Genomic DNA, 12303 nt, shown 5'->3' on the forward strand with positions numbered 1-12303 from the left:
GGGCGGCGTGCCGCGCGCATCGCGCTCGGCGGCCGCGAGGTCGGCCCGCAGCGCCTGCATCGCGCTCTTCACGCCCGCGCGCACGTCGGACGCCATCCGCCGCACCGAGTCGGTGATCTCGCCCTCGAGCTCGCGCAGCTCGCCCTCGCGCGCCGCGAGCTCCGCGCGTCCCGCGTCGGTGATCTCGTAGGTGGTCTTGCGGCCGTCGGTCGACTTCGTCAGCAGCCCCTCCTCCTCGAGCTTCGACAGCCGCGGGTAGATGGTGCCGGCGCTCGGCGAGTAGGTGCCGCCGAAGCGGTCGCTCAGCGCCTGCATGAGCTCGTAGCCGTGGCGCGGCGCCTCGGCGAGCAGGCTCAGGAGGTAGAGGCGCAGCGCGCCGTGGCCGAAGACGGGGCTCATGCGTCCCTCCGCACGACCGTGACGGCGCCCGAGACGGTGTTCGCGGCGAAGCGGAAGGCGTTCGTGCCCTCGACCACCTCGGTGCCGCCGCGCTTCGGCACGGCCCGGCCGACGATGCGGCCGCGGCCCGAGACGGTGCGGGTGGTGGCCCGGACGCCCTGGTCGGCGTCGAGCCGCAGCGTCACGTCGGCCGAGACGGTGTTCACGGTGATGCTGCGCGGGGCGCCGTGCACGTCGAGCAGCACCTCGCCGCTGACGGTGTCGACGCCGACCTCCTGCAGCGCGCCGGTCGCGGTGACGCTCGCGGAGACGCCGTTGACCGCGAGCCGCCCGGCGCCGCCCGAGACCTCGATGTCGCCGGAGACGGTGTTGAGGTCGAGGTCGCCGCGGTGCGACTCCACCTGCAGCGGGCCCGACACGGTGCTGAGGGTGGCACGGGCGCCGAGGCCCGAGACGAGGGCGGATGCGCTGACCTGCCCGAGCGAGAGCGCGACGTGGCGGGGCACGAGGATGCTCAGCTCGACCTTGGCCCGCACGCCCACGAGCGCCTTGACCGACTCCCACACGTCGTCCCAGCTCACGCGCGGGTGCGAGATCGACAGCCGGCCCTGCTCGAGCGTGACGCTGAGGTCACGCCCCTCGACGCGGTGCACCTCGACGCGGGCGGTCGGCTCGTCGTGGCCGACGATGTCGACGCTGCCGCCGACGATGCCGACGCGCAGCGCCGTCACCGCGTCGAGGTCGATGACGCGGCTCTCGCCCTCGGCGATCGTCCAGCGCTCGGTGATGGCGTCGGCGCCCGACGCCGATGCGCCGGATGCGCTGCGCGGCTTCGTGTCGCCGGCCTCGTGCTGCGTGTCGTGCTGGTCCATGGCTGCCCCCTCAGGCTCCGAAACGCGATATATCGCGTCTGCTGCGAGACACGATATATCGCGTCTGTGCGCCCCGCAAGCCCTCGTCGAACACCGAGAGGTAGCCCTGCGCCCGAGCGGTAGTGGCGCGCCGCTACCGCTCGCGCGCAGCGCTACCTATCGGCGCGCGCTACCGCTCGCGCGGAGCGCTGCCGGTCGGCGCGCTCCACAGGCAGGGCTGGAGGCGGAGCGAGCAGGACCCCGGCTCGGGCAGGGTGCGGGCATGCCTCTCGATCTGATCCCCGCCAGCGATGACGCACCGATCCGCGCTCGCGCGGATCCCGCGCTCGCCCGAATCCGGCGCGGCTGGTACGCAGAGCGCGCAGCGCTCGAGGCTCTGCCACGGCACGCGCGCTACCTGCTCGAGGTCCAGGCCGCGGCCGCCGCGCGGCCGGGCGCCGTCTTCGCGCGCGAATCGGCGCTCGTGCTCGCCGGGCTGCCGCACGGCATCCCCCAGGACGTGTTCACGATCGGCGATCCATCCATGCCCGGCTCGCTCGCGGGCATCCGCAACTCGCACGTCCGCGTGGCGGGCCAGGACGTGCTCGTGGAGGACGGCATCGCACGATCGACCCCCGCCTATGCGCTCGGCCACGTCGCCCGCCTCGGCAGGCAGACCGACGCGGTCAGCGCCCTCGACTGGGCGCTGCGGACGGGCGTCGTGACGCGAGCGGAGGTGACCGATGCCCTGACCAGGCAGGGCCCGCGAGGCCAGCGGCGCGCGGCGTGGGTCGTCGGGTTCGCCGATCCGCTCGCCGAGTCCGTCGGCGAGTCGTGGAGCCGTGTCGTGATCCACCGGCTCGGCGCGCCGGTGCCGCAGCTCCAGGTGCGCGTGCGGACGCGCCTCGGGGACCGCTTCCCTGACTTCCTATGGGAGCGACCCGGTCGCCGGCCCCTCGCCGGCGAGTTCGACGGCGCCCAGAAGTACGGCGTGCTCGCCGGGGCGAACGGCGTCCAGCCGGTCGATGCGGTCATCGCCGAGAAGCGCCGGGACGACGCGATGCGCGAGGTGGCCGACACCCTGCACTGGATGTGGGATGCGGTGCAGCGACCCACCATCCTGCAGTCGATGCTCGCGCAGCACCACGTACCGGTGCGCACCTCGCTGCTCCCGGGCTGGTGAGCACCGAGCGGTAGCGCCCCGCCCGACAGGTAGCCGCGCGCCGCTACCGCTCGCGCGGGCCGCTACCTCTCGATGTGCGAGCGGAAGTCAGCGGCGGTAGTTCGGCGCCTCGACGACCATCTGGATGTCGTGCGGGTGCGACTCCTTGAGGCCGGCGGCGGTGATCTGCACGAAGCGGCCCTTCTGCTGCAGCTCCTCGATCGTGCGCGCGCCGGTGTAGAACATCGACTGCCGCAGGCCGCCGACGAGCTGGTACGCCACCGAGCCGAGCGGGCCGCGGTACGGCACCTGACCCTCGATGCCCTCGGCGATGAGCTGCTCGTCGCTCGGCACGTCCGCCTGGAAGTAGCGGTCGCGCGAGTACGAGGTCTTCTTGCCGCGGGTCTGCATCGCGCCGAGCGAGCCCATGCCGCGGTACGTCTTGAACTGCTTGCCGTTCACGAGCACCAGGTCGCCCGGGCTCTCGTTCGTGCCCGCGAGCAGCGAGCCGAGCATGACCGACGAGCCGCCCGCCACGAGCGCCTTGGCGATGTCGCCCGAGTACTGCAGGCCGCCGTCGGCGATGATCGGGATGTCGGTGCCCGCGTCGTGCGCGGCGCGCGCGGCGTCGTAGATCGCCGAGACCTGCGGCACACCGACGCCCGAGACGACGCGGGTGGTGCAGATCGAGCCCGGCCCGACGCCCACCTTCACCGCGTCGACGCCGGCCTCGATGAGCGCCGCGGCGCCCTCGTAGGTCGCGACGTTGCCGCCGATGATGTCGATGCCGCTGAAGCGCTCGTCGCCCTTGAGCTTCGCGACCATGTCGAGCACGCCCTGGCTCTCGCCGTTGGCGGTGTCGACGACGATGACGTCGACGCCGGCCTCCGCGAGCGCCACGGCCCGGTCGAAGGCGTCGCCGAAGAAGCCGATCGCGGCGCCCACGCGCAGGCGGCCGTGCGCATCCTTCGTCGCGTTCGGGTACTGCTCGACCTTGTCGAAGTCCTTGACGGTGATGAGGCCGCCGAGGCGCCCCTGCTCATCGATGAGCGGCAGCTTCTCGAGCTTCGTCTCGTGGAAGATCGCGAACGCGTCCTCGCGGGAGATGCCGACCTTCGCCGTCTTGAGCGGCGCGGGCGTCATGACGTCGCGCACGAGCGTGGTGGCGAACTCCTCGCGCGGCACGAAGCGCATGTCGCGGTTCGTGACGATGCCGACGAGCACCCCGTCAGGGTCGACGACCGGCAGGCCGGAGACCTTGAACTCGCCGCAGATGCGGTCGACCTCCTCGATCGTCGCGTCTGCGTGCGTCGTGACCGGGTCCGTGATCATCCCGGACTCGGACCGCTTGACGCGGTCGACCATCCCGGCCTGGTCCGCGACCGAGAGGTTGCGGTGCACGATGCCGATGCCGCCCTGGCGTGCCATCGCGATCGCCATCCGGTCCTCGGTCACGGTGTCCATCGCGCTCGAGACGAGCGGGATCGCGAGCCGGATGTTGCGCGAGAGCCTCGTGCCGGTGTCGGCCTCGCTGGGAATCACATCGGTGCGGCCCGGGAGCAGCATGACGTCGTCGTAGGTCAGGCCGATCGGGCCGAACGGATTGCGCATCTCCATCGCTTCCATCGTATCTATTCGGTAACGGTCGTGCGGCATCCGCATGAAGAAGCGCACAAGAGAACCGAAAGTGGACGGCGGCCCTCGAAGCGGCCGCTACTGTTTCACCACCGATGTAACGGGCATCACGCGCAGCCCATTCCCTTGCGCCCGCGCGGCCCCACGGCATGGAGGACACGTGAAGACGTCCAGCAGACCGCGACGGAGCGGGCTGCGGCGAGCAATCGCCGTCGCCCTCGCCGTCATGGGCATGGTGGCAGGTGGTGCGACCGCGGTCGCCGCCGCGCCCCTGGCCACGACCGAGCAGCCAGCTCCGTTCAACTTCAACGGCATCGTCCGCGACGGGCAGACGCCCCTCGAGGGCGTCGAGATCACCGTGACCGGTGACGGCGTCGATGAGACCGTGGCGACCGGGGCCGACGGCCGCTGGATCGTCGGGGTCCCGGCGGCGGGCACCTACACGGTCTCGATCGACACCGCGACGCTGCCCGACGGCGTGACGCTGCGGGACGCGTCGTTCGAGAGCCGGGAGTTCGAGGTCGGCGGATCGACGTCGGTCGGCGTGCTCTTCCCGTTCGCGAGCGCCGACGGCGCTCCGGCGCCCTCCCCGAGCGGCGGCGGCAGCCCCGGTGACGGCGGTGCGAGCGGTGCGCCGACGACCGGCGAGGGCGCGGCCCCCGGCGGCGAGGCGTCCACCGGCGCCGCGTCGAACGACTTCGGCTCGCAGCTGCTGTCGCGCATCATCTCCGGCCTCAACTTCGGCCTCCTGCTCGCGCTCGCCGCGATCGGCATCACGCTGATCTTCGGCACCACCGGCGTGAACAACTTCGCGCACGGCGAGCTCCTCACCTTCGGCGGCGTGGTCTTCTACGCCACGACGACCCTCGTGAACTGGCCCGTCTGGATCGCGATCATCGTGACGCTCGTCGCCTCGGCTGCGCTCGGCTGGGTGCACGACTGGGGCATCTTCAAGCCCCTGCGCCGGCGCCGCGTCGGTCTCGTGCAGGTGCTCATCGTGACGATCGGCCTCTCGATCGCGCTCCGCTACATGTTCCAGTTCCTCATCGGCGGCGGCACCGAGGGCCTCTCGGTCGACCCCGGCCCCGTGCTCGAGGTCGGTCCCGTGCTCATGCGCACGTCGAACGTCGTCAGCACGGTGATCGCGATCGTGGTGCTCATCGCCGTCGGCCTGTTCCTGACGCGCACGCGCATCGGCAAGGCCACCCGCGCGGTGAGCGACAACGCGAGCCTCGCTGCGGCGTCCGGCATCGACGTCGACCGCGTGATCCGCATCGTCTGGGTCCTCGCCGGCCTCCTCACCGGTGGCGCGGGCATCCTCTACACCTACTTCATCGGCGCCAACATCAAGTGGGACGTGGGCTTCACGATCCTGCTGCTGCTGTTCGCCGGCGTCACGCTCGGCGGCCTCGGCAGCGCCTTCGGCGCCCTCGTCGGGGCGGTGGTGATCGGCCTGGTCACCGAGATCTCGACGCTCTTCCTCGCACCCGACCTCCGGTATGCGATCGCGCTGCTCGTGCTCATCCTCGTGCTGCTGTTCCGACCGCAGGGCATCCTGGGTCGCAGGGAAAGGATCGGCTGACATGGACTTCCTCAGCGTCCTCAACACCGCCGCGGGCGAGATCCTCTCCCCCACCACCGCCGCGTTCGCGCTCGCGACCATCGGCCTCAACGTGCACTTCGGCTACTCCGGCCTGCTGAACTTCGGCCAGGCGGGCTTCATGGCGATCGGCGCGTACGCGTTCGCGATCTTCACGATGATGGCCGACCCGACCGCGACGCTCGGCTGGCCCGCGTGGCTGTCGTTCCTCGCGGCCATGCTCGTCGCCATCGTCGCGGCGGTGATCTTCGCGCTCATCCTCGGCATCCCGACGCTGCGGCTCCGCGGCGACTACCTCGCGATCGTCACGATCGCGGCCGCCGAGATCGTGCGCTTCACCGTCCGCACGCAGGACCTGACGAGCATCACGGGCGGCTCGCAGGGCCTCCGCGGTCAGGATTACAAGGGCGACTTCGACGCGATGAACCCGCTGACCGGCACCACCTACGGCTTCGGCCCGTGGACGGCCACGGCCTACGACACCTGGGTGCGCATCATCGCCTGGTCGCTCGTCATCGTCGCGCTCGTGCTCGTCTGGCTGCTCATGCGCAGCCCGTGGGGCCGCGTCATCAAGGGCATCCGCGAGGACGAGGACGCCGTGCGCTCGCTCGGCAAGAACGTCTACAGCTACAAGATGCAGGCGCTCGTGCTCGGCGGCACGCTCGGCGCGATCGCGGGCGTCATGTTCGTGCTCCCCCGAGCCGTGCAGCCCGACAACTTCGCGACCACGATGACCTTCTACATCTGGACCGCGCTGCTGCTCGGCGGCGCCGCGACCGTCTTCGGTCCGCTGCTCGGCTCGATCCTCTTCTGGGTGCTGCTGTCGTTCACCGGCGGCGTCATCAACGTGCTCCACGGCATGGGCCTCTTCGGCGACATGAGCGGCTCGCAGGCCGGCCAGATCCGCTTCGTGCTCATCGGCGTCGCACTGATGCTCCTCGTGATCTTCCGACCACAGGGCATCCTCGGCAACAAGAAGGAGCTGTCGTTCAATGTCTGACACGACCACGCCCCCGGTCACGCACCCGCTCGTCGACGGCCCCGTCGGCCCGGGCTGCAAGAAGGTCGACCCGATCGTCATCGCGGATGGCGTGATCCGGCAGTTCGGCGGCCTCACGGCCGTCGACGTCGCGCACGTCGAGATCCCGCGCGGCAGGATCACCGCCCTCATCGGCCCGAACGGCGCCGGCAAGACGACCTTCTTCAACCTGCTCACCGGCTTCGACCGCCCCAACAAGGGCAGCTGGTCGTTCGAGGGCCAGTCGCTCGCGCACGTGCCCAGCCACAAGGTGGCGCGGCGCGGCATGGTGCGCACGTTCCAGCTGACGAAGTCGCTCGGCCGCCTCACCGTGCTGCAGAACATGCTGCTCGGCGCGCGCGACCAGCGCGGCGAGGGGCTGTTCGCAGCGCTCGTGAAGCCGCTGTGGAAGGCGCAGGAGCAGGCCAACACCGAGCGGGCCGACAACCTGCTCGCGCGCTTCAAGCTCGACGAGAAGCGCGAGGACTACGCGGCGTCGCTCTCGGGCGGCCAGCGCAAGCTGCTCGAGATGGCGCGCGCGCTCATGAGCGAGCCGACGCTCGTCATGCTCGACGAGCCGATGGCCGGCGTCAACCCGGCCCTCACGCAGTCGCTGCTCGACCACGTGCGCGGCCTCAAGGACGACGGCATGACCGTGCTGTTCGTCGAGCACGACATGCACATGGTGCGCCACATCTCCGACTGGGTGATCGTGATGGCCGAGGGCAAGGTCGTCGCTGAGGGCCCGCCCGAGACCATCATGCAGAACCAGGCGGTCGTCGACGCGTACCTCGGCGCCCACCACGACACCGACCTCGGCACCCTGACGAACCAGCAGGTGGCGCAGATCCATGAGGCCGCCGAGGAGGAGGTGCCCGTCGACCCCGACGCGCCCTCGACGTCGGCGGATGCGTCGCGCGACGCCACGACGGACGCGGACCAGGAGGGCCAGCGATGACCACGACCGGAGCCAGCTCGGCGACCACCCCGGTGCTCGAGACGAAGGAGCTCGTCGCGGGCTACCTGCCGGGCGTCAACATCCTCAACGGCTGCTCGATCGTCGCGAACCAGGGCGACCTGATCGGCATCATCGGCCCGAACGGCGCCGGCAAGTCGACGCTGCTGAAGGCGGTCTTCGGCCAGGTGAACGTCCGCGAGGGCAGCGTGCTGCTCAACGGCGACGACATCACCGGGCTCAAGGCCGACAAGCTCGTCGGCAAGGGCGTCGGGATGGTGCCGCAGAACAACAACGTGTTCCCCTCGCTCACGATCGAGGAGAACCTCGAGATGGGCCTGTTCCAGCAGCCGAAGCTCTTCAAGGAGCGCTTCGAGTTCGTCGGCGGGCTCTTCCCGGAGCTCGTGAAGCGGCGCCGCCAGCGCGCCGGCAGCCTCTCCGGCGGTGAGCGCCAGATGGTCGCCATGGGCCGCGCGCTCATGATGGACCCCGCGGTGCTGCTGCTCGACGAGCCGAGCGCCGGCCTCAGCCCAGTGCGACAGGACGAGACGTTCCTGCGCGTGGCGGAGATCAACAGCCACGGCGTCACCATCGTGATGGTCGAGCAGAACGCGCGGCGCTGCCTGCAGATCGCCCACCGCGCCTATGTGCTCGACCACGGCAAGGACGCCTACACGGGCACCGGCCGCGAGATGCTGAACGACCCCAAGGTCATCCAGCTCTACCTCGGCACGCTCGCGACCGACGTCGAGGAGAAGGCGCGCACCGAGGCCCACCCGACGGTCGATCCCGCCGCCTGACGCGACCGCGTCGAGAGGGGCTCCGCTGCGGCGGGGCCCCTCTCTCGTGCCTCCAGCGGGGGCGCGCGGGCAGCCGCGTGCCGCTCCCCCACGCCCTGCACCCCGACGCCACCTGCGGCCCGTGCGAGCGAGCGTAGCCCCGGGCCCGCACGGGCGGCCGTGCGCTGCTCCAGCGCACGCGAAGAGGGCCCCGCCGGAGCGGGGCCCTCTCGTGCTGTCTCGTGTCAGCGCTGCCGGATCACTCGTTGAGCGAGCCGAACTCCGACGACACGAAGGTGTACTGGTTGTTGGCACCGTACTGGTAGATGCCGATGTACGCCTCGGTGGGGTCGCCGTTCTCGTCGAACTCGATCGGGCCGGAGGGGCCGTCGTAGTCGATGTCCTCGCCGTCAGCGATGAGCTGCAGGCACTCGGCCACCTCGGTGCACGCCGTGCCCTCGGTCGAGACGGCCTGCAGGTTGTCGCGGATGGTGATGGGGTCGGCGCTGCCACCCGTCGCCGCGGCGAGCGCCGCCAGGATGACGGCGTCGTACGACTCGGGACCGTAGGAGAAGTCCTGCAGCTCAGGGTCCTGCTCGAGCAGGCGGTCGCGGAACGTGTCGTCGGCCGGGTTGCCGGGCAGCGTGCCCTTCGCACCGTCGAGCGTGCCCTCGGGGAAGTTGTAGCTGTTCGACAGGTTGCCGTCGACGAAGTACATGCCCGAGGCCGGGAAGCCCTGCGTCACCAGCTCGGGGACGATCTGCGCCGTCTCCGCGAACGCGAGGATGCCGATCGCGTCGGGCTGGCCCGCCATGATCTCGGCGACCTGCGACGTGAAGTTCGTGTCACCCGGGTTGTAGAGGACGCTGCCGGTGACCGTGCCGCCGGCGGCCTCGACCGCGAGTCGAGCGTTCTCCTCGAGGCCCGTGCCGTACGGGTCGTTGATCGTGATGAAGGCCACGTTCGCGGCGCCGTCCGACGTCATGAGGTTGCCGAGCACGCGACCCTGGAGCACGTCCGACGGGGCGGTGCGCCAGTAGAAGCCGTCGTCCTCGTAGTCGGAGAAGTCGGGCGACGTGTTGGCCGGCGAGATCTGCACGACCTGCGCGTCGATCAGCTGGTCGACGAACGTGAACGACACACCCGACGAGGCGGCGCCGATGACGACGTCCGCACCGGCCGAGACGAGCTCGCCCGCAGAGGCGGTGGCGATGTCGGTCGTGGTGTCGCCGGAGTCGCGGTGCTGCACGTCGACGTCGAACTCGAAGCCCGCGGCCTCGAGGTCGGCGGCCGCCAGGTCGACGCCCGCGAACTCGGGCGGGCCGAGGTATGCGAGGTTGCCCGTCTGGGGCAGGATCGTGCCGACGACGAACGAGGTGTCGACCTCGCCGCCCTCGGTGGGGCCGGTCGAGCCGCCTGCCGAGCCGGACGGGGTGGGCGAGCCACCACCGGCACAGGCTGCGAGCAGCAGGACGCCGGCGGTTGCGGCGCCGAGGGCCGCGGCACGACGGGGGTGCTGCCCCTTGGTGCGGAGGAAGGACTGCATTGTGCTCCTAAATTCCTACTGGAGGACGCGCGCTGGTACGCGTGTTGGCACAACAGTAGGCGAGCCCCCGACCGAAAACGGCCGTTCCGCGTTACGTCCTGGTAACGGTCTTGGCGCGAACGACGTGACCTTCCGGAGTCCTGCGGCATTCCTGAGCCCTGCTCACAAGGGGCGGGAGTAGGCGCGCTCGCCCTTATGCCCAGGCGGTCCGCGCTACCGTTGCCGCCACTGCGAGAGGGAGCCATGGGACTGTTCGGCGACAAGCGATCCAGCGGCGATGTCCGCGTGCCCGTGCCGGTGCCGGTCGCGGCGCCGACGGTGTGGGGCGACAGCTTCGGCCGCTTCGCGACCCGCGCGCTGCAGGGCATCATCCTGGTGGTCGCCATCGCGGGCATCGTCTTCGTGATGACGCAGCTGACGCTCGTGACGATCCCCGTGACCATCGCGCTCATCCTGGCATCGGCCTTCGCGCCGGTGATGCGCTGGATGCGTCGCCGCGGCGTGCCGAGCTGGCTCGCGACCACGATCTCGCTCGTCGCGATCGTCGCCGTGCTGAGCGGCGTCGGCTGGCTGATCGTGAACGCCGTGCGCTCGCAGTCTGCCGAGCTCGTGGAGCGCGCGTCCGGCGGCATCGACCGGGTGCTGGAGTGGGTCTCGACCCTGCCGTTCGCGCCCACCCCCGAGCAGATCCAGCAGGCGCGCGAGGCCGTCGTGGGCTTCCTCACGAGCGCCCAGTTCGGCTCCGGCGCCGCCGCCGGCGCCGCCGCCGCCGCGAACTTCCTCACCGGCTTCGCGCTCATGGTGGTCGTGCTCTTCTTCTTCCTCAAGGACGGTCCGCGCATCTGGGAGTTCCTGCTGCGCCCCTTCGAGGGCGAGCGGTACGCGCGCGGCAAGCGCATCGGCGCCAAGACGGTCGAGACGCTCGGCGGCTACGTGCGCGGCACCGCGGTCGTCGCGGCCGTGGACGCCATCGGGATCGGCGTCGTGCTCGCCATCGCGCAGGTGCCGCTCGCGCTGCCGCTCGCGGTGCTCGTCTTCCTGCTCGCCTTCGTGCCGCTCGTGGGCGCGACCATCGCGGGCGCGCTCGCCACGCTCGTCGCGCTCGTCGCCAACGGCCCGGTCGTCGCGCTCGTCGTGCTCGGCGCGGTCGTGGTCGTCAACCAGCTCGAGGGCAACTTCCTGCAGCCCGTCGTCATGGGCAGGTCGCTGCGGCTGCACGCGCTCGTGATCCTCATCGCGCTCACGATCGGCACCGTGCTCGGCGGCATCGTCGGCGCGGTGCTGTCGGTGCCGATCGCGGCCGTCGCGTGGGGCATCGTGCAGGTCTGGGACGGCGACGACCGGCCGGCGCGCATGTTCCGCCAGAAGCGGCCAGAGGTCGCCTAGCCCGAGCGGCGCCCTCTCGCGTCAGGCTGCGCGCGGCCTCGCGCGGTGCCCCCGGATGTGTCGGCCGAGCAGGTCCGTCGACACCAGCACGAGCGACGCCCAGACGAGCGCGAAGCCGATCCAGCGCTCGAGCGGCATCGGCTCGAGCATGACGAACGCGCCGAACAGGAACGAGATGATCGGCGCGAGGTACTGGGTGAACGCGAGCGCCGTGAGGGAGATGCGACGGGCGGCCGACGCGAAGGCGAGCAGCGGGATGGCCGTGACGAGGCCCAGCAGGGCGGTGCCCCAGATGCCGGCGGCGCCGTTGGCGCCGACCGTCAGCCCGTGCCCGGCGATCGCGACGCCCATCATGACGAGCGACGCGGGGAGCGCCGCGACCGTCTCGATCGTGAAGCCCGAGAGCGCATCCACCGAGCCGCCGACGCGCTTCTTGATGAGGCCGTAGATGCCGAACGACACCGCGACGGTGAGCCCGATCCATGGCACCTCGCCGTAGCCGATCACCATCACGAGCACGCCGAGCGCCCCGAGGCCGACGGCGACCCACTGCACCGGTCGCAGCCGCTCGCCGAGGAAGAGCACGGCCAGCACGACGCTCACGAGCGGGTTGAGGAAGTAGCCGAGGCTCGTCTCGAGCACGCGGTCGGAGAGCACGCCGAGGAAGAAGGCGGTCCAGTTGACGAGCACCGCGAAGCCCGCGAGCACGAGCGACCCGGTGTCGCGGCGGCTGCGCAGCACGGCGGCGAGGCGGCCCCAGCCGCGCGTCGCCGCGACGAGCGCGAAGGCCACCACGACCGAGGCGATCACGCGCCAGCCGATGAGCTCGAAGCCGTCGATGCCGCGGGTCAGCTGCAGGTAGATCGGGACGACGCCCCAGAACGTGTACGCGAAGATCGCGTACCAGAGCCCGGTGGTCGTGCGCGGCTCGCTCATCGCTCCTCCTGGAACGGCGAAGGCGGCGCCCCCACG

At 71.1% G+C, this 12303-nt stretch carries 10 protein-coding genes and 1 pseudogene; 6 read left to right on the forward strand and 5 right to left on the reverse strand.

Going from position 1 to position 12303, the window contains the following annotated elements:
* Positions 1 to 12: 12 nt before the first annotated feature.
* Both ABIB37_RS02575 and ABIB37_RS02580 read right to left on the reverse strand, forming a co-directional pair.
* A pseudogene (locus tag ABIB37_RS02575) lies at positions 13 to 399 on the reverse strand (PadR family transcriptional regulator); the annotation flags it as partial.
* Positions 396 to 1271, reverse strand: coding sequence for a DUF4097 family beta strand repeat-containing protein (locus ABIB37_RS02580; protein ID WP_354256353.1), 876 nt, complete (start codon positions 1269 to 1271; stop codon positions 396 to 398). The gene ABIB37_RS02580 and the pseudogene ABIB37_RS02575, both read right to left, overlap by 4 nt.
* Before the next feature lie 262 nt (positions 1272 to 1533).
* Between ABIB37_RS02580 and ABIB37_RS02585 the strand changes: the two genes are divergently transcribed.
* Positions 1534 to 2433 carry a hypothetical protein gene (locus tag ABIB37_RS02585; RefSeq protein WP_354256356.1) on the forward strand — a complete coding sequence of 300 codons (900 nt, stop codon included), beginning with the start codon at positions 1534 to 1536 and terminating at the stop codon, positions 2431 to 2433.
* 87 nt (positions 2434 to 2520) lie between these two features.
* On the opposite strand, the gene guaB is transcribed toward ABIB37_RS02585, so the two are convergent.
* Positions 2521 to 4029, reverse strand: a complete 1509-nt coding sequence (guaB, locus tag ABIB37_RS02590) for an IMP dehydrogenase (RefSeq protein WP_354256358.1) — start codon at positions 4027 to 4029, stop codon at positions 2521 to 2523.
* A 178-nt stretch (positions 4030 to 4207) separates the two neighbouring features.
* Here guaB and ABIB37_RS02595 point away from each other — a divergent pair, with 178 nt between their 5' ends.
* From ABIB37_RS02595 to ABIB37_RS02610, 4 genes are read left to right on the forward strand one after another with little or no spacing between them, the layout of a single operon-like run.
* Entirely contained in the window at positions 4208 to 5629 is a 1422-nt protein-coding gene (locus ABIB37_RS02595; protein ID WP_354256361.1) for an ABC transporter permease subunit, read from the forward strand.
* Position 5630: 1 nt separating this feature from the next.
* Complete coding sequence (locus ABIB37_RS02600; RefSeq protein WP_354256364.1) at positions 5631 to 6647, forward strand: branched-chain amino acid ABC transporter permease; 1017 nt, start codon at positions 5631 to 5633, stop codon at positions 6645 to 6647.
* Complete coding sequence (locus tag ABIB37_RS02605; RefSeq protein WP_354256367.1) at positions 6640 to 7623, forward strand: ABC transporter ATP-binding protein; 984 nt, start codon at positions 6640 to 6642, stop codon at positions 7621 to 7623. Before ABIB37_RS02600 ends, ABIB37_RS02605 begins: the two co-directional genes overlap by 8 nt.
* Complete coding sequence (locus ABIB37_RS02610; protein WP_354256370.1) at positions 7620 to 8420, forward strand: ABC transporter ATP-binding protein; 801 nt, start codon at positions 7620 to 7622, stop codon at positions 8418 to 8420. Before ABIB37_RS02605 ends, ABIB37_RS02610 begins: the two co-directional genes overlap by 4 nt.
* A 238-nt stretch (positions 8421 to 8658) precedes the next feature.
* Here ABIB37_RS02610 and ABIB37_RS02615 read toward each other — a convergent pair whose 3' ends face one another.
* Positions 8659 to 9945: an ABC transporter substrate-binding protein gene (locus ABIB37_RS02615; RefSeq protein ID WP_354256373.1), complete on the reverse strand. Its 1287-nt coding sequence runs from the start codon at positions 9943 to 9945 to the stop codon at positions 8659 to 8661.
* Positions 9946 to 10188: 243 nt separating this feature from the next.
* On the opposite strand from ABIB37_RS02615, the gene ABIB37_RS02620 reads away from it, so the two are divergent.
* Positions 10189 to 11331 (forward strand): AI-2E family transporter, encoded by a 1143-nt coding sequence (locus ABIB37_RS02620; RefSeq protein WP_354256375.1) that lies wholly within the window; start codon positions 10189 to 10191, stop codon positions 11329 to 11331.
* A gap of 21 nt (positions 11332 to 11352) precedes the next feature.
* On the opposite strand, the gene rarD is transcribed toward ABIB37_RS02620, so the two are convergent.
* Positions 11353 to 12267 carry an EamA family transporter RarD gene (rarD, locus tag ABIB37_RS02625; RefSeq protein WP_354256378.1) on the reverse strand — a complete coding sequence of 305 codons (915 nt, stop codon included), beginning with the start codon at positions 12265 to 12267 and terminating at the stop codon, positions 11353 to 11355.
* Positions 12268 to 12303: the final 36 nt, after the last annotated feature.

The organism is Agrococcus sp. UYP10, from assembly GCF_040547205.1.
In the GTDB taxonomy this organism is placed as follows: Bacteria; Actinomycetota; Actinomycetes; order Actinomycetales; family Microbacteriaceae; genus Agrococcus; species Agrococcus jenensis.

What these genes read in the sequence shown, in the direction of transcription:
- ABIB37_RS02580 (WP_354256353.1), bottom strand. Translation starts at nt 1,271, where the DNA reads ATGGACCAGCACGACACGCAGCACGAGGCCGGCGACACGAAGCCGCGC.
- ABIB37_RS02585 (WP_354256356.1), top strand. Translation starts at nt 1,534, where the DNA reads ATGCCTCTCGATCTGATCCCCGCCAGCGATGACGCACCGATCCGCGCT.
- guaB (WP_354256358.1), bottom strand. Translation starts at nt 4,029, where the DNA reads ATGGAGATGCGCAATCCGTTCGGCCCGATCGGCCTGACCTACGACGAC.
- ABIB37_RS02600 (WP_354256364.1), top strand. Translation starts at nt 5,631, where the DNA reads ATGGACTTCCTCAGCGTCCTCAACACCGCCGCGGGCGAGATCCTCTCC.
- ABIB37_RS02605 (WP_354256367.1), top strand. Translation starts at nt 6,640, where the DNA reads ATGTCTGACACGACCACGCCCCCGGTCACGCACCCGCTCGTCGACGGC.
- ABIB37_RS02610 (WP_354256370.1), top strand. Translation starts at nt 7,620, where the DNA reads ATGACCACGACCGGAGCCAGCTCGGCGACCACCCCGGTGCTCGAGACG.
- ABIB37_RS02615 (WP_354256373.1), bottom strand. Translation starts at nt 9,945, where the DNA reads ATGCAGTCCTTCCTCCGCACCAAGGGGCAGCACCCCCGTCGTGCCGCG.
- ABIB37_RS02620 (WP_354256375.1), top strand. Translation starts at nt 10,189, where the DNA reads ATGGGACTGTTCGGCGACAAGCGATCCAGCGGCGATGTCCGCGTGCCC.
- rarD (WP_354256378.1), bottom strand. Translation starts at nt 12,267, where the DNA reads ATGAGCGAGCCGCGCACGACCACCGGGCTCTGGTACGCGATCTTCGCG.